This window comes from Armatimonadota bacterium, assembly GCA_017993055.1.
Taxonomy (GTDB): domain Bacteria; phylum Armatimonadota; class UBA5829; order DTJY01; family DTJY01; genus JAGONM01.
Map to the genome: position 1 here is coordinate 43,173 of JAGONM010000006.1, position 23,895 is coordinate 67,067.

The window sequence follows — 23,895 nt, forward strand, 5'->3', positions numbered from 1 at the left end:
CGGCTAGTATCCTCGCACCAGCGCGATGACCCGTCCTATCAGCCTGCAGTCCCGCTCACCCATCGCAATCGGGCAGTAAGCGGGGTTCTCCGGCGCGAGCACCGCGCTCCCGTCGTGCAGCCTCAACCGCTTGACCGTCGCTTCATCTCCGAGTAGCGCCGCAACAAGGTCCCCGTCATCCGCCGTCTGTTGCGCGCGGATGATGACGAAATCGCCTTCCAGGATGTGAGCGCCCACCATGCTGTCGCCCCTGACGCGCAGTGCGAAGACCGTGTCGGCATTGTGCAGCATGGATCTCGGTACGGAGAGCTCGCCCTCCATGTTGTCGATTGCCAGCAGAGGCGCGCCGGCGGCGATCGTGCCGAGTATCGGCACCCGGGCGAGACCCTCGGCAGCCGGCTCGACTGACGGACGCAGCACCTTGATGCCTCTGGAGAGGCTCTCCCTCCGGATGAAGCCCTTCCGTTCGAGCGCGTCTAGATGGACCGTGACTCCCCTGAGGCTCTTGATCCCGAACTCCGCGCCGATCTCGCGTATCGATGGGGGGTAGCCCTTTTCGTTTGTGAATCTGACGACGAACTCCAGCACAGCGCGCTGTCTGGCCGTGAGCAGTTTCGACATGGCGATCTCCTCTGAGGCAATCTCATTCGGATTGTATGCCGGACTTCCGTCTACGTCAAGCGAGTGTCTCGAACGCCCTGGCCCCATGAGCCGTCGAAGGACTCCACGACCGTTCCGTGGAATCTGCCTGGAAAGAGTCAGGCGATTCGGCTGCGAACGCTCGGCCTCTCGGAGGGAATATGAATGAACTTGTTGGGCAGAGGGTTGAGATAGCTCAGTTTGGCCGGTTCAGCTATTGGACCGGTGACGGCCCGCTGACGCTGAGCAGACAAGATGCTCCCGAACTCGGCGGCTGTCATCTGCCGGTGGACGGAGAAGGGCAGGAGGGATCGCACATCGGCGTAGAGTGGGAGAACGCCAGGCAGTTCTCCAGGGTCGAGGCTCGGTTCGCGGAAGCCTTTTCCAGAATCTGCGACGTGCGACTCCAGTACTGGGCGCACAACTGGCCCCCCGATCTCGACGGCGGTTGGACGGCCGTTGACGACCTCTTCCACGGGCGTTGGGTCACAGCGAACGGAGAGGCCGCTATCGAGGGCGATACCTGGAGTTTCGTGTTCGATCCGCTCGATATTACCGAGATTCACCGCGCGCAGGATTTCGCAGTGCATTACAGGCAGTCCCTTCGGGTGCGCCTGCTCTTCCCGGACGGTCTCAGCCCGGCAGTCGCCGAGCTGATGGTGTTCTCTGATTCCGTTTGGCGCGAGGCTGCGCTTCGTGTCGAGTTTGGTCTGTGCGAGCAGGGGGTGACCTACGCCGGACCGGTGGGAGTTCACAACGGCTGCGTCCTCTCCGCCGACGAGAGCGATCCGCGATCGGTCGCCCTGCGCGTGCTGTATGCCGACACGCGCAACTACGGCGAGGGACTGAGCATCGCCTATGCCCCCGATCGCACGGTCGTAACCGTCTCGGGGGTCGAGAGGGACTTCTCGTTCCTGGTGACTGATGCGCTCCGGGCGGGGGTCTGCATTCCGGATTTCGGTGTCTTCGTCGGCGAGGCAGGAAGGGGCGGCTACGAGGCGTGGAATGAGTCGCGGCCCGACGACGCGCCGGTCCCTATCTACGACAGGGTTCTTGACGAGCCGGAGCAAGACTACTTGCGCGCAAGCAGGGAGATCCCACAACTGATCAAGACGAGGCAGGACAAGTTCGGCAGGTACGTACCGATAGGCTGCGACGCCAACCGCCAGGAGTTCGCCGTTCGCTTCAATGGCGACGTCTTTGCCGACAAGTACGAGTTGAAACTCGTAGGGCGAGATCCCGCGAAGCTTCTCTGGCCCGGGAACAGCCTGTGGTTCAAGTTCCCGACCGGCGATCCCCCCGATTTCCGCGAGCGGGAGGACGGGACTCAGCAGTCGGCGCGGAACGGCTGCCTTCCGATCTACACGAGTGTTTGGAGGGATCGCGAGTTCATCCATGAGATGACCGTCTTCTCCGCACTGCTTCACGAATCTCCATGGGAGGAGGACAAGAAGCGGGGTGATGAGCCGATGGTCGCGCTGTCCCGCGTCGGGATACGCAACACGACCGACGAGAAGCGGCGTACAAGGTTCTGGATAGTCATAGAACAGCCCGAAAAGCTTAGCATAGATGATCAGGGTTTCGTATATGCGGAGGGGCGCCTTCGCGACGACCACGTCCCCGACTCCGCGAGTGGCAAGCGCTGGGTCGTGGAAGGCTATTCCGCTCGCAGGCTTCGAGCTCAGATGCGGACGAACGGCGTCGGCAAGGTTTCTGCCACCCCGTGCTGTTATCAGCCTCATGAAGTGACCAGCTTTGCCAACGCAGTCGCATATGATATCGAACTCGAGCCCCGGCAGAGCCACGAAATCGAGCTGTTCATTCCCTTCATAACCTTTTCTGGTGACGAAGGCCGTGATGCCGTTGCGTCCCTCGACTATGACGCCAAACTGGCGGAGATGACCGCCTTCTGGGAGGCCCAGATCGGCGCGGGGGCCAGGATCCAGGTCCCTGAGGAACTCCTGACTGACTTCAACAAGGCGAACGTCGCCCACATTGCCATCACCGCCGACAAGGACACAGACACCGGGCTCTACATTGTCGGCGCGGGCACCTGGAGATATCAGGTCTTCGGCACTGAGACGGTTGAGCAGTGCCGCGCGCTAGATCTCCGCGGCTACCACGACAGAGCGCGTAAGTACATCACGCCGTTTGTGGAACTGCAGGGCACACGCCGGATGGACGGCCGCTTCAAGACTCAGGCGGGAGCCTTCCACGGGGTCCGTGTCAACGATTCCTACGATTACCAGGTCGGTGATTACAGCGTGGACCATGGGACGGTGCTGTGGTGGCTGTGTGAGCATTACAAGCTGACGCGTGACGTTGAGTGGCTTGGGAGCGTCGCTCCGAACATCATCGCCGCGTGCGATTACGTTACGTTCGAGCGTCAGGCCACAATGGAGACCGACGCATCCGGCCAGAGAGTCCGGCAGTTCGGGCTCCTGCCGCCTGCCCACCTGGACGACAACCCGGAGTGGCAGTACTGGTACGTTGTGAACGCACTCGCCTATCGAGGGATGACCGTTGCAGGAGAAGTGCTCGCAGAGATCGGTCACGCGGACGCCTCGCGCATCGCTGCCGATGCGAAGGCATACGGTGACGATATCCGCCGCTCGCTCGCGAGATCCATCGAACTGGCGCCTGTAGTGGGCCTCGCGGACGGCAGCTACATCCCGCAGACGCCCGTGAGGTGTCTGCTGAGGGGGCGAGATATCGGATGGATTCGCGAGTCGCTGTTCGGCGCGGTCTTCAACATGGACTGCGGTCTCATCGAGTACGACTCCGCGGAGGCCACATGGATACTCAAGGACTTCGAGGACAACATCTCCGTTTCCCGTCGAGTCGGACGGCAGGTTGACCTCGAACGCTTCTGGTTCAGCCAGGGTGGGCTTACAATCCAGTCCAACTTGCTGCCGAATACTTTGGTATACCTGGCGCGTGGGCAGGTCGAGCATGCGCTCAGGGCCTTCTACAACAGCATGGCCGCCAATCTCTATGCCGACGTGCGCTGCTTCACCGAGCATCCCGTGGCCGCATACGGCCTCGGCGTCGGGCCGTTCTACAAGACGCCTGACGAATCGGCTTTCATCACCTGGCTCCGCTACCTGCTGCTGATGGAACGGGGCAGCGATCTGATTCTCGCGCCCGGAACTCCCAGGTCGTGGCTGGGGGACGGCAAGGAGATTCTTGCGGAGGAGATGCCGACGTACTTCGGACCGGTGAGTCTGCGAATCGCGTCTAGGGTGAATAGCGGGCGGATCCATGCCGAGATCGTCCCTCCGAAGCGGAATCCGCCGGCGCGGCTCCTGCTGCACATTCGGCACCCGGAGGGAGTGCCCATGAGAGGGGCGACGGTCAACGGTTCGCCGCATGCGTCTTCCGGCGAACTGGTTGTCGTCGAGTGTCCGTTCCCCGACAAGATCGAGATAGTCGCGGAGTATTGAGCAAGTGGAGGCATCGAGCCGATCGCACTGGAAGGGCAAAGAAGTGAAGGCAGCGCTTTCTGCCGTCGTTACGGGGGTGATTCTTATGGCAATCGGTACTTCTACCGGCACCGCTCAGCCGGGTTTCGAGTACGTCACCGATATTCCGCACGTGGTCGTCCATAACGCGCAGGGGTGGGGGGCGCTCGGGATGGATACCTGCGCCCATGCACCGGGCATCACGCCGCTCCCGATGCAGATCCGTGACAAGATCTATGCCAAGGGACTCGGACATCACGCGTCCGGCGAGATCGTCATCGACCTCGAAGGCCTGTACGATCGCTTCGAGGCCGAGGTCGGCGTCCAGAAGCAGGCGTCGAATACCGGCAGCGTCGTTTTCCAGGTCTATGTGGATGATGCGAAGCGGTTCGACAGCGGTGTCATGCGAGAGTCGGACGCCGCGAAACCGATCAGTATCCCGCTCGACTGCGCCTCCGAGCTCCGGCTGGTGGCGCTCGATGCCGGCGATGGCATCACGTGCGACTGCGCGAACTGGGCGGAGGCTCGCCTGACTCTCTCCGCTAACCCAAAGCCGGTCGCCGCCCGGGAGTTCGCAGATGTCGCTCCATTCGCCCGCGTCGTTACCTTCGACCCGAAGCGCATGACCGGCTCGAACGCGAACCGTGTCCAGGAGTTCCAGACCGGCGACCTCTTTCTCGACACCGACCTGCTCCCGAACGATGCCGGCAAGTATGTCGTCCCATTGAAGGACGGCCAGTCGTGCATCGGACTCCAGTGGCTCGAACGACGAATCCTGCGGGAGGTCGGCGTCGAGTTCGCGGACGGCCAGGCCGTGCCCTCGACGGAGAGCGTGCAGATCCAGGCATGGGTCGGCGAGTCTCCCTGGCAGGGCGGATGGCATCCGATCGAGGGGAAGCTTGCCCGGGACGGAACGCTACTCAGCATGAAGATCGATCGCATTAACAGCCCCGAGATCGGCGGAGGCACGTGGAAAATCCGCTGGATCTGGCCGCAGTCTGATAAGCCCGCGACCGTCAGACGCCTGATCGCATCGACCGGCGCGCGGTGGAGTACCGCCGATATCCGCCTCGAGATAGCTGACGTGTCACCCTCGGGGAGCGCCTGCATCGAGATGTACAACGGCGAGATCGTCTCCCCCGGACCCGGGCTGTCCTGCACGTGGGACAAGTCGAAGCCGATCCACCTCACGATCCGCTATCTCAAGTCCCGATCATGGGAGTCCGACCGCACGGTGATCCGGTTCAGCGACGAGGGCTTCGCATACGGCATAGCGGTGGATGACCTGCTTTGCCGAAAGGCCGTCTGGATGCAGGATCACTACCTGTTTGCAACCGTAGAGCCCGATGGCCCATCGTTTCTGAACTACCTGAAGCAGATTGAGGGCAAGGAGACGATACTGGAACGCGTTCGCAAGATGCCCGACCAGACGTTCGAGCAGGCGATGGCCAAGGCGCACAACCCGATCCAGGACAACGGCCCGACGATGCTCTCGCTCGCCTGCGACAACCACAAGTTCGTGGTCGAGCAGGATGGCTCCATCCGGTTCGCCGTCCCCGGAGCGGCTTCCAATCCCGCCGGTGGCGACCTCCGCGAGCTGACATGCGTTCTCCGACCCGGCTTCGGCACGAAGGACCTCGGCCGGCCGGAGCGAGTGCTCGACGATGACTGGCTTCCCAATCCCCTGATGACCTGGCATGACGCAGACGTGAGCTACCTCGAGAAGTGTTACGTCACGCCCTATGATGCGTCCGCCTCATCCGGCGAGTGGCCTTACATCAACGCGACGCCAATGCTTCACTCCATCATCGCGATCCGCAACGCCGGCTCGGCGCCGGCTGATGTCCGCATGAGCCTTACTTTCCTCGCCGACGCTGCGAGCGGTCAAACAGCCGAACTGACGACGGAAGGTCGGCGAACCATCGTCCATTCAGGTGGAAAGATCCTCGCTGTAGTGGACGGATCATGGCCGGACTCGGTGCAGTGGCTCCGCCACAACGGGTCGGTCGCCTTCCAGGCGATGCTGAAGCCGAAGGAACTCGTGAAGTGCCACGTCTGCATCCCTTCATGGGAACTGACGCCGGAGCAGCACTCCCAGATCAGGGTCAGCGATTCGCTGCACGAGAGATTCGCCAAGCATTGGAGCGACGTGCTGAAGCCGGCGATGAATGTGACGATCCCCGATCCACTGCTCGAGAACGTGATCCGCGCTTCGCAGGTCCACTGCCTCATCGCCGCCCGGAACGAGGAGAACGGAAAGCGCATCGCCCCGTGGATATCCTCCGACCGATACGGCCCCCTCGAATCGGAGGCGAACTCGATCGTCCGCGGGATGATGCTCATGGGCCAGACCGACTTTGCCCGCAAGTCGCTCGACTTCTTCATCAAGCGCTACAGCCCCGAGGGATTCCTGACGACGGGCTACACGCTGATGGGAACGGGCTGGCACCTCCAAACGCTGGGCGAGTACTTCGATCTCACCCAGGACAAGCCGTGGATGGACCAGGTTGCGGGCGACGTCGAGCGCGCGTGCAAGTGGATTGTGGATCAGCGTGCGAAGACAAAGGTCCTCGGACCCGATGGGACGAAGCGGCCCGAATACGGACTCATGCCGCCGGGGGTACAGGCCGACTGGAACGCCTTTGCCTATCACTTCGCGCTTGACGGCTACTACTACGCCGGCCTGAAGGAGGCCTCGGAGGCACTGGCGGCCGTCCGAAACTCGTGGGCACAGGGCTTCCTCGCCGACGCCGCCGAGTTCAGGCAGGACATCCTCGACGCGTACGCCTGGACCACCAACCGCGCGCCCGTCGTTCCTCTGCGGGACGGCACGTGGGTGAGTTACTACCCCGGGCAGCTCCACTGCCCCGGCCCGACCGGCATCTTCTTCCCCGGCGAGGACGGCAACCGGAGTTGGTGCTACGACGTCGAGCTTGGAGCGCACCACCTCGTGCCGCAGGGAGTGATCGAGCCGACCCGGAAGCAGGTGGCGTCCATTCTCGACCACATGGAGGACGTGCAGTTCCTCGCCGACGGCTGGTTCGACTACCCCGCGGAGAAGAACGAGGCGGACTGGTTCGATCTCGGCGGCTTCTCGAAGGTCCAGCCCTACTACACGCGCAACGCGGAGATCTACGCGATGACCGACGACGTGAAGCCGTTCATCCGCTCGTACTTCAACACGCTCGCGAGCCTGCTCAACACCGAGAATCTCTCGCTCTGGGAGCATTTCCGCAACGCCGGCGCATGGAACAAGACGCACGAGACCGGCTACTTCCTCCAGCAGACGGCATGGATGTTCGTGCGCGAGCGCTCCGATGAGTTGTGGCTCGCGCCGTTCGTGACCGACCGCTGGCTGGAGGACGGCAAGGTCGTCGAAATACGGAACGCGCCTACCCGGCTGGGGAAGGTTGGCTACCGGATCGAGTCGCACGTAGCAGACGGCTTCATCGAGGCCACGATAGACCTCTCCGCCGCGCGCGGTGTCCTGGCCGTCCACCTCCGGATCCGCCATCCCGAGGGCAAGACCCCGAAGTCGGTGAGCGTGCCGGGGATGGACAAGCCCTACTTCCGCGAACCCGAGTCCGAGGTCGTCATCCGCGGCAAGATCCCGGGGACTCTGAAGGTCCGGATCGAATACTGACCCGGCCGCCACGGCGATACAACCGATCCCGCTCCGAATGGGAAGCATCCCGTCTGTGCCGGGAAGGTTCCCAATTCGTTTGGGAACCCTCCCGAAGGCAACTCGAATGGGCTACTTAGCCGTCAGGCTGAGGATGATTCCGACCAGTGCGTTCATGCCTTTCTTGAGATCCGCGCCGAGGTGGATTCGGAGCACCCGGCAGCCCTTCTCTCGCAGCGAGATGAAGTCCCCCATCGCCTGCGCGTCCTTCAGCGCCCCGAACGAGTAGACCTCGCCGGGGATGGGGACATCCTTCAGGTCGTCGGCCGTGATCTGGATGAACAGGCCCGTGTTCGGCCCGCCCTTGTGGAACTGGCCGGTGCTGTGCAGGAATCTCGGGCCGTATCCGACGGTCACCGCGGCCTTGAGGTGGTCGGCGAGGGCGGACCTGATCGTCTTCAGGGCAACCTCGGCCTCGGCCGTGCGGCGCGTGAAGGCCATCAGCGCCACATAGTTGCCCGGCTCGAATCGCCTGAGGTGGGCGTCGAGCACCGCCTCGACCGATGCATTCTCGTACGAGCCGTTCTGTCGAATCTCATCCAGGATAAAGCCGGTCTCGTCGTCGGCGTAGGCGGCCAGGATTCCGTTGTCGGCGAGCTTGGTCTGGGCGGGCAGGGCGTTCTTCTGCTCATACTCCTTGATGAGTTCGCCGGTGATCTTCTTGCTGCTGCCCACGTTCTTCTGGTCGAACGCATTGACGGCAAGGAGCGCGCTCGCTACCGCTGTCGCCATCTCCCACCGAAAATACTCCTGGCCGATGTGAGTGGGGTTCTCTATATCTATGGTCACCAGTGGATGGCCTGCGTCGGCCAGTGCATCTGCCTTCACGTCCAAGCTGTCGTCCTTGGCGCCTTTGAGTTTCGTGTAGACGAAGAGGCGGTCGGCTCCATACATTTCGGATGGGCCGACGGGCTCGCCCTCGACCGGCAAGACGCCGCGCCCGTTCTTCCCGGTGCTCTCGGCGACGAGCTGCTCCACCCAGCAGCCCAGGCTCTCGATTTCGGGCGAGAAGAGAAGCGTCATCTTGTCGCGGCCTCGCATCGCGCATTCCGCCATGATCGCGCCGAGCGCCACGCCGGGGTTGTTCGGCCCGGGGCGCTGGTCGCTGCACTCCTCCATCATCTCCCGGGCGCTCTCCAGCATGCCCTTCACGTCAACGCCGATCAGTGCCGCGGGAACGAGCCCGAAGTACGAGAGAGCGGAGTACCGCCCGCCGATGTCCGGCATGTTGATGAACACCCGGCGGAATCCCCTGTCCCCGGCTTCGTGTTGCAGCCAACTGCCGGGGTCGGTAATCGCGGCGAAGTTCCGTCCGTCGCCGAGCTTGTCGAGGAAGTACCGATATGCCGACTTCGTCTCGATCGTTCCTCCGGACTTGCTCGAAACGACGAAGAGTGCGTTCGCGAGGTCAATCTGCGCTTCAACGTCCAGCACGGCCTGGGGGACGGTGCTGTCGAGGACGAGCAGCTTGGGGAAGCCCTGCTTGCTGCCGAACGTGAGGTAGGAGACCTCAGGGCTGAGGCTGCTCCCTCCCATGCCGAGCACGATGACCGACGTGATTCCCGCGTCCTTGATCTCCTGCGCGAAACCCATCAACTCCTCGACGCGGTTGAGCATCGTGGACGGGACGTCGAGCCATCCCAGGCGATCAACGAGTTCCTTCGTCCCTGCGGGCTGCTTCCACGGTGCGGCGTCCTTCGCCCAGATCAGCCTGGTGAGCTGCTGGCGGTCCCACGACTCCAGCGCGGCGTCGACGATCTCCTGATACTGCCCGAGATTCGCGGAAAACGCGCCGTTCCCGCTTCCATAGGTAATGCTCTCTGAGCCTGTTTTCATGCTGCTCCCCGTCCGGCGGATGGTCTGCGGTCGATGCTCGCATATTCTACCCCAACCACGGGATACTCGGCAAGATGCGGTTGGGAGGATTGTCTGCCTGGCGGGCCGAATCTACCCGGTAGCGACTGCAACGACCGGAGGTAAGTGAATGAGCAGGAGGACGAAATGAACATGCCGTTCGGAGAGATCAAGAACAAGATGCTCGAGATGCGTTTTTCATCGGCAGACTACTCCATCGCGACGGTGCTGACCGCTGTGAGGGAGCATCTGGACCTGCTGCAGGAGATGGGCGTGAAGTTCCTCGGTGCGGCGACCGAGGTGTATGCCGGGCCTACGCCGGTGTTCCGGCCCACGGACATCAAGGCCGTCTTCGAGTACGCCGGCTCGGGCGACGGCAAGGGATGTCTCGAGCGAGCCTACGAGGTCGTCTGGCAGGGAGTGGTCAACACCTTCCCCGACGAGAGCGAATGGGCGGAAGCGAAAGGTGCTTTCGCCGGATACATCCTGTCGCAGGCGGATCTGCTCAGGGCACGGACCGAAGGAGCCAGGGAGTAAGGAGTTCAGACGTCCAGGATCAGAGGAGAGAACCCGACCCGGCTGCGAATGAGGCGAGAGGCAGCATCGAATGGCGGTCCGGCCGTGCGACCTCCGGGCATTGCCTATCGCAGATCGCGCGGCTTCGCTGATTGGGGTCAGTCGGTTTTCCGGTGGTCGCTCGTAGCATCTACATGCGCAGACTCGTACCATACCTGACAGTCTTGCTGTTGCTCGTCGCCTTGACGACGGGGTATGCCCTCGACGCCCGGATGAAGTGGGTCGAGGTTGATGTCTCGCCGCACGCGAACGGTTTCGCCGATGTCGTCTACAAGATCCGGTGGAACGTCGTCAGCGGGGAGATGCACGCATTCTACTTCATGGGCTTCGGCGGCGCTGAGCCGACCTTCTCGCGAGAGCAGTGCTACGCGATCGATTCCGGCGGTCGGCGATACGGGCTCGATATAGCGAACCTCGGGGGCGGCAAGTACGACATTGTTCTGGCTGACGGCGCGGGCGCCGGATCGGGTGAGGTCACCTTCATCCTTCCCTATGCCACGGACCTCGCCGGCGCGGGGATGCTCGACCTCACTAAGAGCGAGTTCGGCGAACTCGTGGTTTTCAACTGGTCGCCCGTGGAATGGGATCAGCCGCTCGAGCACGAGACGATCTACCTTCACTATCCCATCCAGGTGGAGGGTGAGCAGGTGACGCCCGAGCGCCTCGCGGAGGTCGGTTTCCGCACGGAGAAGTTCGTAAACGAGCGATACCTCATCAGCTACTATGGACAGAAGTACGAGGGTACCTACTGGCTGACTGTCCGCTTCCACAGGAAAGACCTGCAGGCGCGTTACAACATGCGCGTGCAGGCCTATGTGTACTCGAAGTTCTTCCCGAACTTGCGGATTCCTGACTCGACCGGAGGGACCGGTCCTTCGTCTCTCGTCCCGAAGTCCTGGCCCGGACGTATCACTATCGCGATCCTGTTGGCGGTCGGCCTGGTGGGCATCGCGGTGGCGATGGTTCGTAAGAAGTACATGGCCTATTCAGCCGCCGCCGCCGAGATGGATGCCATTCGCTGGGATCGGACCGACTGGGTGCCGCCGAAGATAAAGGTCAGCAGCTTCCGCCAGGCCGGAAAGGTGGCGGATCTGCACCCGATCGAGGCTGCGTTCCTGCTCGATATCCCTGCGAACATGATTCTCGCCGCGATCGTGCTCGAGTTGGAGCGGAGGGGTCTGTTCAAGGTTCTGTCGCCCGATCCCCTTCGCGTCGAGCGCCTGTACCCCATCGGAGCGCTTCCCGACAAGCTCTACGAGGACATGATGTGGAACGCTGTCCGTGATGACGGTAAGCTCGACGACGGCGAGCTGAAGGCGGTGATCGAGCACATCGCGGACAATGTGCAGACGAAGTGCTGGGATTGCGACCTTGAGGCCACGAAGGAGTTCTACCGCAAGCAGATCAGGGAGCAGTTCGAGATCGCCGAGAAGAGCGGCACGGACGGGACGTATGATTCATGGGGGCACTCCTGGTCGCGGTACTATGCATATCAGTTCCATCAGTACTCTCAGGGCAAGGAAACAGACGTGAGTCGGGGTATGCAGAAGGAACTGCCTTCACAGGGGATGGTCTCGGCGGCGGCAATTCGCGCGGACGCCTGTCACTCTGCCTGCTACGTTCACACCGCCTGCCACGACGCCTGCCACGATGCCTGTCACTCGGCCTGCCATTCAGCGTGCCATTCGGCCTGCCATTCCGCATGCCATTCCGCGTGCGTGAGCGGGGGCGCGCGATGAAGAGCGCGAGGTCGATTCGTGGTCTGGCCTGGATTGACGGTTTCGTCAGGAACATCCGGCCGCACGTCTTCGTCCGCAGGCGAGACAGCCTGCTCATCCTGATGCCGAACCAGGCCTATCATCTGAACCGTACCGGCGTCTACCTGCTCAGCCGGACCCTCGCCGGAGAGCCGATCAGCCGCGTGCTTGGTCGGGCGATCGCGAAGCAGGACCAGACTGATGAGCGAGTGCAAGAGGTCAACGACTTCTTCTGCGACGTCCGAGCGCTCGTGATGGGATGCCTGTGCGAGGGGCAGGGTAGGCGGGCCGTCGAACAGGTGCCGTTCCGCCGTAGCGGGAGTATCCTGCCGGTGTTGAGCGAGATAGCGGTGACCTATCGGTGCAACCTCGAGTGCCGATTCTGCTATGCCGGGTGCAGTTGCGCGAAGAAGCCCGATTCGGCCGAGATGACGGCCGCCGAGGTCGAGGTGGTACTGCGAAGGATACGCAACGAGGCTGAGGTCCCCAGTGTCAGCTTCACTGGTGGGGAGCCGACGATCCGAGACGACCTGCCGAGGCTGATTCGCTCGGCTGTACGCATCGGACTCAGGGTCAACCTGATCACGAACGGCACGCTCTTGACGGATTCGCTAGCGCGAGAATTGAAGCGTGCGGGGCTTAGGAGTGCTCAGGTCAGCATCGAGGCCCCGACCGCTGAGGTCCACGATGGACTCACCGGCGTCCCGGGTTCGTTCGAGCGCACGGTCTGTGGGATCGAGGCATTGAAGGGCCGGGGTATCTACGTCCACACGCACACGACCATCAACCGCGTGAACGCCCGGCATGTGGGAGATATGCCCGCGCTGGCGAAATCACTCGGTCTGCAGAGGCTCTCGATGAACATGGTGATGCCTTGCGGAACGGCTGGAACCGGCGAGACCGCGCTTCGATACGGTGATGTCGGGGATCTCGTACGGCTGGTGAAACGTCGCGCAAGGGACGCCGGCGTCGAGTTCATGTGGTATTCGCCGACCCCGTACTGTGTGTTCAACCCGATCGCCGCCGGCCTCGGCGGAAAAGCTTGTGCTGCGTGCGACGGCCTGCTGAGCGTCGCCTCGAACGGCGATGTGCTTCCTTGCTCCAGCCTCGCCGATCCGGTGGGTAATCTGCTCGATCGGAGTTTTGACGGCGTCTGGAACTCGGATCGCGCGCTCTACTATCGAAACAGGGAGTACGTGCCGGCGGAGTGTCGCTCGTGCGGGCGCCTCAAACTCTGCAGCGGGGCGTGTCCGATCTACTGGGGCGCCTTTGGCTGCGAAGAACTGGTGGGCGCGAGCACGGAAGCGATCGAATGAAGATCGCGACTCCGTGTTCTGATCGGGGTGGAGATGGCTGCGAAGAAAGAGAGACTTGAGTTTGCCATAGCATCAGGGATGCCCCTCGGGCCGAGGACGGTGTTGATCGCATGCCTGATGTTCGCCGGCTTCGCGATTCAGCTCACCGTCTCGGTCTTGCTGGGATGGCTCTCGTTCCTCGCGGGCTGTCTGCTCGGTATCATCCGAGGCAGGAGCAACGCTCCGAAGATTCAGGGAAAGGGCGAGTGGGCGAACACGACGATTGAGGAACTGGAGCAGATCGAGAAGCTCTCCATCAGGATCCGCAGTTGGCGCGAGCGGACGGACGCCTTCCGCGCGACTTCCTGCGGCGGCTGCGTCATGACCCTCATCGGATTGCTCGCTCTTTTCATCTCGACCTTCCTGATCGGGAAGTACGTTGACCGGGTCGCGGACGGATACGAAATGTTCGCCAGGATGTTCCTGCCTGCGGTCAATGGGGGGTTGATCGCTTCGGTCTGGGTGATGGATGTGCTTACGGTTTTTGTGCCCATCTGGTTCGCGGGCGGCATCTCTGCCTGGGAGCCGCCCGAACTCCCGCGCAAGGCGAAGTACCTGCTGGATATCCACAGGAGCTACAAGTTGGAGCCGGAGCTGGAGTTCGCCCCGAGCCTCCATGTGCAGAAGAAAGACGATCGCGCCATTCCGACCGACGCCCGGCTGATGATCAAGTTCAGGGGCGCGCCGAAGGAGTTCCTCGGCGTCCAGGTCCAGATATCGCTGAACAGCGTGCAGGGTACCAACTACCCTTACTGCTACGCCGTGATTCTTGCGAAGAAGGAGTTCGGTCTCGTGCGCCGCGCTCAAGAGTATCTCAAGGACGGCGACCAGACGGGGCTGCTCGGCCTGTTCAAGTCGGAGAACGACCGCAAGGAAATGGCGCACCAGAAGTTCGCCGATTCGATCGTGGAGACCGAGTCGCAGACCGACGTGGATGTCGTAGTGATCCGCCAGGTGACCGTCGGCAGAGGCTATCACACGACCGAGGAGCAGGCGATCGGGGTCGTGTCGGACGCGCTCGATCTTGCTCGACTCGTTCTGAAGACGTAGGCTGAATTGCGGAGGTGGTTTCCATGGCATCAGATAGCCCTCCGACCTGGGATTTGTCGGACCTGTACGGAGCAGTTGACGATCCGCGCATCGAGGAGACGCTTGTCGGGCAGCTTCGGCGGGCGGACGTGTTTGCGCGCAGGTATAGGGGTCGGATCAACCTGCCGGATGTCACGGCCGACGCGCTCTGGGGCGCGATCGTCGAGTATGAGACGATCCTGCAGGAACTCGACAAGCCGCTAACCTACGCTTCTCTCCTATTCGCCGCCGACACGAGTGATCCCGTGCGCGGGGCTTTCCTGCAGAGCATGCGTGAGCGCCACTCCGAGATTACCATCCGTATGATGTTCTTCGAGCTCGAGTTGACGCAGATTCCCGAGGATCAGATGGCTGGACTGGTGAGCAATGACGTGCTTGACGAGTACCGGCACTACATCTGGGCCGAGCGCCTTTTTCGCCAGCACCGGCTGACTGAGCCTGAGGAGAGAATCCTGGAAGAGAAGGCGAACACCGGGCGGCGGGCTTTCACCCGCCTGTTCGAGCAGACGACTTCAAATATCGCGTTCGATGTAGACGGCGGGACGCGAACCCTGCCGGAGATCCTGGCACTCATCCGCGACCCCGACCGCGAACTGCGTCGGGCGGCCGCGGAATCCCTCACGTCTGGACTGCGGGACAACTCCGCGACGCTGACCTACATCTTCAACACGTTGATTCAGGACAAAGCGACGGACGACCGGCTCAGGAGCTACCGATCACCCGAGCAGGCCCGGCATCTGTCCAACGAGCTCGAATCCGATACTGTTGAGTTGGTCGTCGAGACTGCGGTGGCGAACTACCCTCTGGTTGGCAGGTACTATGGGCTCAAGCGCGAGATTCTGGGTCTCGACAAGTTGATGCACTATGACCGCTACGCTCCGCTCTTCCAGACCAGGGAGTGCGTCCCGTTCGCCCGCGCCCGGGAGATCGTCCTTTCATCGTTCGATCGTTTCAGCCCAATGATCGGCGGCGCGGCGAAGGAGTTCTTCGATCGCAACTGGATTGACGCCGAGCCTCGGAAGGGCAAGCGAGGCGGAGCGTTCTGCTCCTACGTCACCCCCGACCTGCATCCGTACGTCTTCGTGAACTACCTCGACCGCATGGACGACGTGATGACGCTCGGGCACGAGTTGGGCCACGGTGTACACTCCTCGCTGGCTGGCAGTCAGAGCTACTTCAACTTCGCCTCGGTCCTGCCCGTTGCCGAGCTGGCCAGCACTTTCGGCGAGATGCTTGTATTCGAAACGCTCCAGTCGCAGGCGGTTCTCGACGATAAGCTCGCGCTCTACGCCGAGAAGATCGAGGGCGCTTTCGCGACGATCTTCCGCCAGGCCGCGATGTACCGCTTCGAGCAGGCGATCCATGCGGAACGTCGGGAGAGGGGCGAGTTGACTGCGGAGCGTTACGGTGAGCTTTGGCAACATTTCCAGCGGGAGATGTTCGGCGACTCCGTGGAACTCGGGGACGAGCACGGTCTCTGGTGGATGTACGTACCGCACTTCATCAATTCGCCATTCTACGTCTACGCGTACACGTTCGGCGAACTGCTGGTGATGTCGCTCTATGCGATGTACAAGAGGGAGGGGGAGGTCTTCGTCTCGAAGTATACTGAACTACTCAAGGCCGGCGGCTCGATGACCCCGGCGGATATGCTCAGCCGCGTGGGGATTGACATCGGCGACCGTGCCTTCTGGCAGGCCGGAGTGGATGTCCTGGCTGGACTCGTGGACGATTTTGAGCGACTCTGGAGAAATAAATGATCGAACCAAAACCCGATTTCGAGCGCCTGCTCACCGCGCTGACCTGCTCCGGTGAACCGGACCGTGTACCGTTGGCCGAACTCGGCATAAGCTACGAGGTGATGTCCGGTTTCATGGGTGCGCCTGTAACGTGCTTCGAAGAGGCCGTCAGGTTCTTTGAGAAGGCGGGCTATGACTACCTCAAGGTGACGCCTCTCTACGACTGGAACCCCGAGAGGCGCGTTCCGAAGGAGGGAGTGCGCTCGGCCACCGGCCAGTTCAGCGCGAACACTGAGGATGAGATTCAGATCCGATATGCCTCCGAGGGTGCGGGTGTCATCACCTCGATGGACGAGTTCGAGACCTACCCTTGGATGGACGTCGAGGACGTGGACTACTCGGTCTATCAGAAGGCGAACGACCTGCTCCCTGATGGCATGAGGATCATCGGCCACCAGGGCGACATATTCACCCAGGGCTGGACGCTCATGGGGTTCGAGACACTTTCGTGGAAGATGATGGACGAGCCAGAACTCGTCGAGGCCGTCATGAACAAGACCGGCGAGATCATCTACAGCATTTTCGAGGTGATCGCCGAGCAGGAGAACATCGGAGCGCTCTGGATCTCGGACGACATCGCGTATACGGAAGGGCTGATGGTATCACCGATCTTTCTGCGAGAGCACGTCTTCCCGTGGTTCAAGCGCATCGGGAACCTTGCGCGGGGCTTAGGCGTCCCATACTTGTACCATTCCGACGGCGATCTCTGGCAGGTCATGCCCGATCTGCTCGACGATATCGGGTTCAACGCTCTCCAGCCCATCGAGCCGAAAGCGATGGATATCCGCGAGTTGAAGCAGAAGATCGGTGACCGCGTGTGTCTGATTGGGAATCTTGATCTGGGCTATACGCTCACCCGTGGGACGCCGGAGGAGGTCGTCGAGGAGACGAAGGGACTCATCCGCGACGTGGCGCCGGGTGGAGGCTATTGCGTCGGGTCGAGCAATACGGTGCCGTACTATGTTCCCGCTGGCAACTACAAGGCGATGGTCGAGGCCACGCTCGAGTTCGGCAGGTACCCCATAGAGTTTTGAGTTCTCAGTAATCCGGCTGGAGTCTGGAGTGGCGACTGACCACTGACTGCTGAGGGCTGCTTCTCGCGAAAGGAATAGACGACATGAGAGCAAGATATCTGGTCGCGCTCGCGATCTTAGCGCTGGCATTGGCGCTTGCAGGCTGCGGTGGAGGTGGCGGTGGCACGACTCTGGTCACCACCAACATCACCGGAAGAGCGGTGGACATCGCCGGCAACGGTATTGACGGGGCGACTGTTGAAGTCGACACCGGGGCTGCGGCGCCCATATCGTCCGCCACCTCTGGTGGTGGCTACTATACCCTTCCGGGTGTTCCCGTCAACGCTGATCTAACCCTGATCGTCCACAACTCCGGCAATACCTACCAGTACGGCGGCGTGCGCGTCAATCCCCCATTGAGCGGTCCGACGACCCCTATGGACATAGTGGTAACGTCTTACGCGCCTTCCGTTGGCTCAACGATCAGCATCCTGCCTGCGGATTCTCAGATCTGGGCGACCACCAACCCGAGTTACAGGGTCGTGCTCGATTCCAACTCGTCAACGGTCTATGCAGTCTGGACGGTCACCGGTGCCACCGGTCACGTCGTGGATGGGGAATACTTCATGCTCACGCCGGGACCCGTCGGCACGACTGTGCGTCTGAGGGCCATGGTGCGACTGTCAAACGGTCAGGTCGTAACCGCCGAGAGGACGATGACAGTCGTGCCCGCCGATGACGACGTCCCGCCTCCTCCTCCTACGTAGTCAGCAGTCTGCGTGTGCGACTTGTTTCGGGGAGGCTTAAAGTCGAGATGGTCAGCGCATCGCGGCCGTAAGCCTATCCTGCCGCTTGCCCGCAGAGTAGTTCCCTGCTATAATCTCCCACGTCAAATGGCATTCTTCCCGGCACCTCAGGGAACGTGCCATCCTATGACAGGAGACGACGCCGTGCTCGTTCGAGTGGACTCCAGCGCAATCCTGGGCGTAGACGCCTACGTGGTCGAGGTCGAGGTAGACGTCGCCATGGGTATGTCCTCCTTCACGATCGTCGGTCTGCCGGACGCCGCGGTCAAGGAGTCTGGGGAGCGTGTCAGAGCAGCCATCCGTAATACCGGCTGCGAGTTTCCCTACAACAAGCGCATCACCGTCAACCTGGCGCCCGCCGATATCAAGAAGGTCGGCCCGATCTACGACCTTCCCATCGCAGTCGGCATCCTCGGGGCCAGCGGGCAAGTCTCCCGGGAGTTCCTGGACGAAATGATGGTCGTCGGCGAACTGTCACTCGACGGCGCCGTCCGTTCGGTGCATGGCGTCCTCCCGATGGCCCTCGCCGCGAGGGATTCCGGCAAGAAGTACCTTGTCGTTCCCCAGGATAACACCCGCGAGGCGGCCGTCGTGGACGGGATAGGTGTCTACCCGGTTGGGTCCCTCACCGAGGTTATGGAACTGATGGAGGACGTCGGCAGCAAGGCGCCCGCTCATGTGGACCTCGGCACTTTCGATCTAAACCGGCCGCACTACGACCTCGATTTCGCCGATGTCAAGGGGCAGGAGCACGTCAAGCGCGCGCTCGAAGTCGCCGCCGCCGGTGGACACAACATCCTCATGATCGGCCCGCCCGGAAGCGGCAAGACAATGCTCGCCCGGCGGATTCCCGGCATACTCCCGCCGATGAACCTCGACGAGGCGCTCGAGACGACCAAGCTCTTCAGCGTGAGCGGCCGGCTGGACTCGAGCACATCGCTCGTCACTACGCGCCCGTTCCGCTCGCCCCATCACACGATCTCGAACGCCGGACTCAGCGGCGGAGGAACATATCCCCAGCCGGGGGAGGTCAGCCTGGCGCACCACGGCGTGTTGTTTCTCGACGAGCTTCCCGAGTTCCGGCGCGATGTGCTCGAGATCCTCCGCCAGCCGCTCGAAGATGGGCACGTGACGATCAGCCGCGTCGCCGGGTCGCTCACGTATCCCGCCCGGTTCATGCTCGTGGGGGCGATGAACCCCTGTCCCTGCGGCTTCTTCAGCGACCCGACGCGCCCCTGCACCTGCCACCCCGGGCTGATCAACAAGTATCTGCAGCGCATCTCCGGCCCGCTGCTCGATCGGATTGACATACACATCGAGGTCCCGCGCCTCCGAGACCAGGAACTCGTGAACGTCCCGACCGGCGAGACCTCGACCGCGATCCGCACGAGGGTCGAGCGCGCTCGGGAGACCCAGCGGGTTCGGTTCGGCTCGAACGGCGCCGGAATCTACTGCAACGCGCACATGGGCGCCAAGCAGATCCGGCAGTACTGCGTTGCGAAGGATGACGTCAAAGACCTGCTCAAGACGGCAATCAATCAGCTCAACCTCTCCGCCCGCGCCTATGATCGCATCCTCAAGCTCGCGCGCACGATTGCGGATCTTGAGGGTGTCGAGGATATCACGCTCGCCCACGTCGCCGAAGCGGTCCAGTACCGGAGTCTCGATAGGAAGCTCTGGGGCTAGGACGTGCTATAATGAAAGTGCGTGCTGTGATCAAGCGAATCGAGGATGACGGTTGGTATCGGGTTAGAATGCGGGGGAGTCATCGGCAGTTCAGACACCCCGCGAAGCCCGGAGTGGTTACCATTGCCGGTCATCCGAACAAGGACATGCATCCTGAAACCCTGCGCAGTGTCTGGCGACAGGCTCAGATAGGAGATTGACGAATGAGGAACTACCTGGTCGTCTATGAGCATGAGGGCGATAGTTGGAGTGCCTACGTCCCGGACCTGCCGGGATGCGTCGCTGCTGCTGACTCGAGGGGAAAGGTGTCCTCTCTCATCCGTGAAGCGATCGAGTTCCATATCGAAGGAATGCGTGCAGACGGCCTCCCCATCCCTGAACCGAAGGCCGACGCCGAACGTATGGACGTTGCCGCCTGATACTTTTGCATCACAGGCAACTGACGCGCCGGCACGATCGCGGACCTCCAGGGATCGGAGGGCATAGTACTCGCCCACGAGGTCGAGACGGTGCAGTACTGGAGTGCTGCTGCATGTCGCGACATCGGCGCTCTGAAGTGTGTGTTTCCGCAGCCTGCCTTGATATACATCCCGACCCCGACTCCAGCATGCGCGTCTTCCTCCCGACGATGATTGGTGAGAACACGTAGTTCACGTCCGATGGGGAGGGACCCGATGTCACGACTCAGATACCTTTCACTCGTCGCGCTCACGCTCCTTGCGAGCGCATCTTTCTCGGCAGCCAAGCCGACACCCCCGCCCGCTGCGGCGATCCCGAAGGTAGTCCGGGCGCAGGCCTTCGAACTGACCGACGCTGCCGGAAAGACACGTGCTTGGCTCGGCGTTTCCGACGACGGTGCGACCGTGCTGAAGCTCCTGGACGGAGAAGGCAAGACCAAAGTGCTCGTGGACTCTGACGGCCTGATCGAGGTTCTCGATGCCGAGGGCAAGGCGCGAGTGACCGTCGGGGCTATGGGCGATGGCTATGGGATCGGCCTTCTCGACTCCAAAGGCACGATCCGGGCAGACCTGCGCGTGGATTCCGGCAACGCCCCGTCGGTGACTGTGAGGGACGCGGCTGGCAAGATGCGCGGCACGCTCGCGATGTCCGATGACGAGCCGCTTCTGATCCTCAAGGATGCCAAGGATGAAGGGGCGCGTATGGCCCTGGATATGGAGGACTCGCTTCCCGTGCTCTCGCTCTGGGACACAGCCGGTAAGCCGCGCGCATCCTACTCGCTGACGGAGGGCGGTGCGCTTCTGCAGATGACTGACGCCGGCGGCAAGTCCCTCGCGGAGATGGCCGCGGCCGGCGATCGGCCGAGCCTCATTCTCCAGGATCACAAGAGCAAGATGGCCGCGTTCCTGGGGTTCACCGACGATACCGATCTGTCGCTGCTACTCCAGAACGGTCAGCAGAAGACACAGATCGGCCTGCTGCTCTACGGTACGGACCCGACGCTGGCGATCGCTCACCCGAACGGGAATCCGGCGGCGAGCATGCGGATCGGCGGTGACGGCGCGCCGTATGTCCGCACATCGGACAAGGACAACGTCACGATCTGGAAGTCGCCGTAGCGTTCTTCTGTCGGGGACGGCTATCGTTTCGATACGAGCCACCACTGAGGTGTCCGCCGGTCCGCGTAGTCGAGATACATCTCGAATTCTCCTCCCTCGGCGCATCGGACGACGAAGTACCTGCGGTGTCGGCGCGTGAACCACGTCCGGCTCTTCTCGCGGGCCGTGCCGTATCCCGTGTCCGCCCACTCCTTGAGCAGCTCGACGACGTGGAACGTTTCGCCCTGCCAGACGAAGCTCACCGGCGTCGGCGAACTCTCGCTCTTCTCGACCTCGATCTTCTCTCCCAGGAACTCGGTCATGGTCGCTCACCTGAATCCGAGTTTACCATCATGTCGTCCTCGTGACAATCCATGTTCTCGTCTATGATATACTGATCTAGTCGTTCGCACTTGGGGGGAGTCGTGATCCGAACATCCATCACCGTCCTGTTTAGTCTCCTTCTCGGCGCGGGCATCGCTCACGCCACGCCCTCGGAGCTGATCGTCTGCGGCGGGAGCGAGGTCTACATCTTCGACACCTCCTCCACCGACTCGCCGCCGAAGAAGCTCTGGACGTGGAGGGCCGCCGATCACCCCGAGATTCCTGAGGATGCGCGGAAGCGGTTTGGCAGCACCGCCGACTGCAAGCCGGTCCGCGGCGGGCGGAAGATACTGATCACGAGTTCCGGCGGCGGCGTAGCGCTTGTGGATCGTGCCTCAGGCAAATGCGAGTTCTGCGCGGTCGTTCCATATGCGCACTCGGCGGACATCGTTCCCAACGGGCGGATCGTCGTCGCCGCCTCGACGTCCTCCGAGCTGGTCGTGCTCGACGGCAAGTCGCCGGCGAAGATCATTTGTACGGCCGATCTGGTATCTGCTCACGGCGTCGTGTGGGATCGAGCCCGTCGCACGCTCTGGGCGCTGGGGGACAAGGAGATCAGGTCGTACCGGCTCAGGGGCTGGTATTCGGATGCTCCACAGCTCGAGCTCTCCGGCACACATCCGCTTCCCGAGGGCGGTGGGCACGATCTCTACCCGGTCCCCGGCACGTCAATGCTCTCCGTCAGCGCCTGGTCGCGCTGCTTCCTCTTCGACACGGAGACGCACGGGATCAGGCCGCACGATCTGCTTCTCAAGGCCTACTCGATTAAGAGCCTCGACCTCAGTCCCGACACCGGCCGACTGGCGTACGTCCAGGCCGAGGGTGGCAACTGGTGGTCCGATGACATCCATCTTCTCAACCCATCCGGCACCATCACGCTCCCCGGCGAGCGCATATACAAGGCTCGATGGAGCGCGACTCCTCCGTAGGCGGCCTGTGCTCATCTTGCGCGCAGTCTCTGCAGGATAGTCCGGTATCTGCCGACGAACGTATGTATCGCAGGTAGCAGTTCGTCCCGAGGTATCCGAATGTTGCTCCCGTACCGCGTGAAGAACCCGCCGAAGCGCTTTCCGTACGTCACGCTTGGCATCATCTCCGCGAACGTCATCGTCTTCGCGATGACCAGCCGGTACTTCCTGGTCATCCGCGAGGAGGTCGTAGTGCGGTATGCTTTCCATCTATGGGCGGCCCCGTTCGTCAACTTCATGTCGAGTTCGTTTCTCCACGCCGATCTGCTCCATCTGCTCGGAAACATGTGGTTCCTCTGGGTATTCGGACCGGCGGTCGAGGATCGGCTCGGCTTGGCGAAGTTCGTCGCGGTCTATGCGGCCACAGGTCTCGTCGGCGATCTCTCTCAGACGCTGCTGGATGTCGCGTTCAACGGCCAGAACCAACCGATCATCGGCGCGTCGGCATGCATCATGGGAATCGCGGGTGCCTACTGGTTCGCCTTCCCGTGGAGCAAAGTCTGTGTCTTCTACTGGATATGGTGGTTCTGGCACGGTGTCTTCGAGGTGTCGGCCCACTGGGTCATCACCGCCTACATACTGCTCGACCTGTGGAGCGGTTTGCTCGGCGGGGTGGAGCACGTGAGCGGCGGAGTGGCGAGCTTCGCCCACGTCGGCGGAGGAATCGCGGGTGTGCTGCTCTGCGCTCTCATGCGCGTTAGGCGCGATACGGAGGAGGTTTCCGAGGCGAGAGCCGTTCACGCTGACATGAAGGACCTTGCAAACATGCCCTTCGACGCGCTTCAGAGCATGCTGGAGGCTGAGCCGGACAACACAGATGTGCTGCGGGCGGCCATCGTAGTGGCGATGCGTCAGGGGAAGCAGCAGGTCGTTGCAGATGCCATCGCCCGATTGGGTTCCTCTCTAGTCCTGAAGGATCGTTACCTCGTCTACAGCTATCTGATGGACCTCCGGGGCGATCCGAGCATCTATCAGTCCGTTCATCTGCTTCGGCTCGCCGGGCAGTTCGAGCAGTCGTGCGAGCACGACATGGCCATCAACGTCTACAAGCTGATAACGGACACGCGCCCGACAGAGATGGAGGCCGAGAATGCGCTCTATCGGATGGCCTACTGCTATTGGGCGGTCTACAAGCATAGGGAGTACGCCGGCGCGTGTCTCGCCCAGCTTCAGAAGCGCTTTCCCCGCGGCCAGATGATGCCGTTCGCGGTCTCGCTCTGGAAGCAGATCGAGGCGGCCGGCAGCGGTCAGTCGCCCACAGGAGCATAGG

General features: G+C 62.2%; 18 protein-coding genes. 15 read left to right on the forward strand and 3 right to left on the reverse strand.

Annotated elements, in window-relative coordinates:
- Positions 1–3: 3 nt before the first annotated feature.
- The gene (lexA, locus tag KBC96_03930; GenBank protein MBP6963537.1) at positions 4–621 is read right to left on the reverse strand and encodes a transcriptional repressor LexA; all 618 of its coding nucleotides are present in this window, start codon (positions 619–621) and stop codon (positions 4–6) included.
- 179 nt (positions 622–800) lie between these two features.
- On the opposite strand from lexA, the gene KBC96_03935 reads away from it, so the two are divergent.
- Both KBC96_03935 and KBC96_03940 read left to right on the forward strand, forming a co-directional pair.
- Positions 801–4,082: a hypothetical protein gene (locus KBC96_03935; GenBank protein MBP6963538.1), complete on the forward strand. Its 3,282-nt coding sequence runs from the start codon at positions 801–803 to the stop codon at positions 4,080–4,082.
- 85 nt (positions 4,083–4,167) lie between these two features.
- On the forward strand, positions 4,168–7,743 hold the full coding sequence (locus KBC96_03940; protein ID MBP6963539.1) for an NPCBM/NEW2 domain-containing protein: 3,576 nt from the start codon (positions 4,168–4,170) through the stop codon (positions 7,741–7,743).
- A 111-nt stretch (positions 7,744–7,854) separates the two neighbouring features.
- Here the strand turns inward: KBC96_03940 and KBC96_03945 are convergent, their stop codons facing one another.
- Complete coding sequence (locus KBC96_03945) at positions 7,855–9,618, reverse strand: transaldolase (GenBank protein ID MBP6963540.1); 1,764 nt, start codon at positions 9,616–9,618, stop codon at positions 7,855–7,857.
- 165 nt (positions 9,619–9,783) lie between these two features.
- Between KBC96_03945 and KBC96_03950 the strand changes: the two genes are divergently transcribed.
- The 11 genes from KBC96_03950 (at position 9,784) to KBC96_04000 (ending at position 21,294) form a co-directional block, all read left to right on the forward strand.
- Positions 9,784–10,173: a hypothetical protein gene (locus tag KBC96_03950; GenBank protein MBP6963541.1), complete on the forward strand. Its 390-nt coding sequence runs from the start codon at positions 9,784–9,786 to the stop codon at positions 10,171–10,173.
- Positions 10,174–10,346: 173 nt separating this feature from the next.
- On the forward strand, positions 10,347–11,951 hold the full coding sequence (locus KBC96_03955) for a hypothetical protein (protein MBP6963542.1): 1,605 nt from the start codon (positions 10,347–10,349) through the stop codon (positions 11,949–11,951).
- Positions 11,948–13,285, forward strand: coding sequence for a radical SAM protein (locus KBC96_03960; GenBank protein ID MBP6963543.1), 1,338 nt, complete (start codon positions 11,948–11,950; stop codon positions 13,283–13,285). The genes KBC96_03955 and KBC96_03960 overlap by 4 nt, the downstream gene beginning before the upstream one ends.
- A 33-nt stretch (positions 13,286–13,318) precedes the next feature.
- On the forward strand, positions 13,319–14,374 hold the full coding sequence (locus tag KBC96_03965; GenBank protein MBP6963544.1) for a hypothetical protein: 1,056 nt from the start codon (positions 13,319–13,321) through the stop codon (positions 14,372–14,374).
- Positions 14,375–14,397: 23 nt separating this feature from the next.
- On the forward strand, positions 14,398–16,173 hold the full coding sequence (locus KBC96_03970) for a M3 family oligoendopeptidase (protein MBP6963545.1): 1,776 nt from the start codon (positions 14,398–14,400) through the stop codon (positions 16,171–16,173).
- Complete coding sequence (locus KBC96_03975; GenBank protein MBP6963546.1) at positions 16,170–17,246, forward strand: nucleoside 2-deoxyribosyltransferase; 1,077 nt, start codon at positions 16,170–16,172, stop codon at positions 17,244–17,246. The genes KBC96_03970 and KBC96_03975 overlap by 4 nt, the downstream gene beginning before the upstream one ends.
- Positions 17,247–17,329: 83 nt before the next feature.
- Entirely contained in the window at positions 17,330–17,992 is a 663-nt protein-coding gene (locus tag KBC96_03980) for a hypothetical protein (protein MBP6963547.1), read from the forward strand.
- 183 nt (positions 17,993–18,175) lie between these two features.
- The gene (locus tag KBC96_03985) at positions 18,176–19,717 is read left to right on the forward strand and encodes a YifB family Mg chelatase-like AAA ATPase (protein ID MBP6963548.1); all 1,542 of its coding nucleotides are present in this window, start codon (positions 18,176–18,178) and stop codon (positions 19,715–19,717) included.
- A gap of 11 nt (positions 19,718–19,728) precedes the next feature.
- Positions 19,729–19,917: a type II toxin-antitoxin system HicA family toxin gene (locus KBC96_03990; GenBank protein MBP6963549.1), complete on the forward strand. Its 189-nt coding sequence runs from the start codon at positions 19,729–19,731 to the stop codon at positions 19,915–19,917.
- 3 nt (positions 19,918–19,920) lie between these two features.
- Positions 19,921–20,136: a type II toxin-antitoxin system HicB family antitoxin gene (locus KBC96_03995; GenBank protein ID MBP6963550.1), complete on the forward strand. Its 216-nt coding sequence runs from the start codon at positions 19,921–19,923 to the stop codon at positions 20,134–20,136.
- A 255-nt stretch (positions 20,137–20,391) separates the two neighbouring features.
- Positions 20,392–21,294, forward strand: coding sequence for a hypothetical protein (locus KBC96_04000; protein ID MBP6963551.1), 903 nt, complete (start codon positions 20,392–20,394; stop codon positions 21,292–21,294).
- Between the two features lie 20 nt (positions 21,295–21,314).
- On the opposite strand, the gene KBC96_04005 is transcribed toward KBC96_04000, so the two are convergent.
- Positions 21,315–21,596, reverse strand: coding sequence for a hypothetical protein (locus KBC96_04005; protein MBP6963552.1), 282 nt, complete (start codon positions 21,594–21,596; stop codon positions 21,315–21,317).
- Positions 21,597–21,698: 102 nt separating this feature from the next.
- Between KBC96_04005 and KBC96_04010 the strand changes: the two genes are divergently transcribed.
- Positions 21,699–22,586 (forward strand): hypothetical protein, encoded by an 888-nt coding sequence (locus KBC96_04010; protein MBP6963553.1) that lies wholly within the window; start codon positions 21,699–21,701, stop codon positions 22,584–22,586.
- 99 nt (positions 22,587–22,685) lie between these two features.
- Positions 22,686–23,894 (forward strand): rhomboid family intramembrane serine protease, encoded by a 1,209-nt coding sequence (locus KBC96_04015; protein ID MBP6963554.1) that lies wholly within the window; start codon positions 22,686–22,688, stop codon positions 23,892–23,894.
- Position 23,895: the final 1 nt, after the last annotated feature.

Excerpts from the sequence above, each read along its gene's own strand:
- KBC96_03935 (MBP6963538.1), top strand. The coding sequence starts at position 801 with ATGAATGAACTTGTTGGGCAGAGGGTTGAGATAGCTCAGTTTGGCCGG.
- KBC96_03950 (MBP6963541.1), top strand. The coding sequence starts at position 9,784 with ATGAACATGCCGTTCGGAGAGATCAAGAACAAGATGCTCGAGATGCGT.
- KBC96_03960 (MBP6963543.1), top strand. The coding sequence starts at position 11,948 with ATGAAGAGCGCGAGGTCGATTCGTGGTCTGGCCTGGATTGACGGTTTC.
- KBC96_04015 (MBP6963554.1), top strand. The coding sequence starts at position 22,686 with ATGTTGCTCCCGTACCGCGTGAAGAACCCGCCGAAGCGCTTTCCGTAC.
- KBC96_03970 (MBP6963545.1), top strand. The coding sequence starts at position 14,398 with ATGGCATCAGATAGCCCTCCGACCTGGGATTTGTCGGACCTGTACGGA.
- KBC96_03965 (MBP6963544.1), top strand. The coding sequence starts at position 13,319 with ATGGCTGCGAAGAAAGAGAGACTTGAGTTTGCCATAGCATCAGGGATG.
- KBC96_04005 (MBP6963552.1), bottom strand. The coding sequence starts at position 21,596 with ATGACCGAGTTCCTGGGAGAGAAGATCGAGGTCGAGAAGAGCGAGAGT.
- KBC96_03990 (MBP6963549.1), top strand. The coding sequence starts at position 19,729 with ATGAAAGTGCGTGCTGTGATCAAGCGAATCGAGGATGACGGTTGGTAT.
- KBC96_03945 (MBP6963540.1), bottom strand. The coding sequence starts at position 9,618 with ATGAAAACAGGCTCAGAGAGCATTACCTATGGAAGCGGGAACGGCGCG.
- KBC96_03980 (MBP6963547.1), top strand. The coding sequence starts at position 17,330 with ATGAGAGCAAGATATCTGGTCGCGCTCGCGATCTTAGCGCTGGCATTG.
- KBC96_03975 (MBP6963546.1), top strand. The coding sequence starts at position 16,170 with ATGATCGAACCAAAACCCGATTTCGAGCGCCTGCTCACCGCGCTGACC.
- lexA (MBP6963537.1), bottom strand. The coding sequence starts at position 621 with ATGTCGAAACTGCTCACGGCCAGACAGCGCGCTGTGCTGGAGTTCGTC.
- KBC96_04000 (MBP6963551.1), top strand. The coding sequence starts at position 20,392 with ATGTCACGACTCAGATACCTTTCACTCGTCGCGCTCACGCTCCTTGCG.
- KBC96_03940 (MBP6963539.1), top strand. The coding sequence starts at position 4,168 with ATGGCAATCGGTACTTCTACCGGCACCGCTCAGCCGGGTTTCGAGTAC.
- KBC96_03995 (MBP6963550.1), top strand. The coding sequence starts at position 19,921 with ATGAGGAACTACCTGGTCGTCTATGAGCATGAGGGCGATAGTTGGAGT.
- KBC96_03955 (MBP6963542.1), top strand. The coding sequence starts at position 10,347 with ATGCGCAGACTCGTACCATACCTGACAGTCTTGCTGTTGCTCGTCGCC.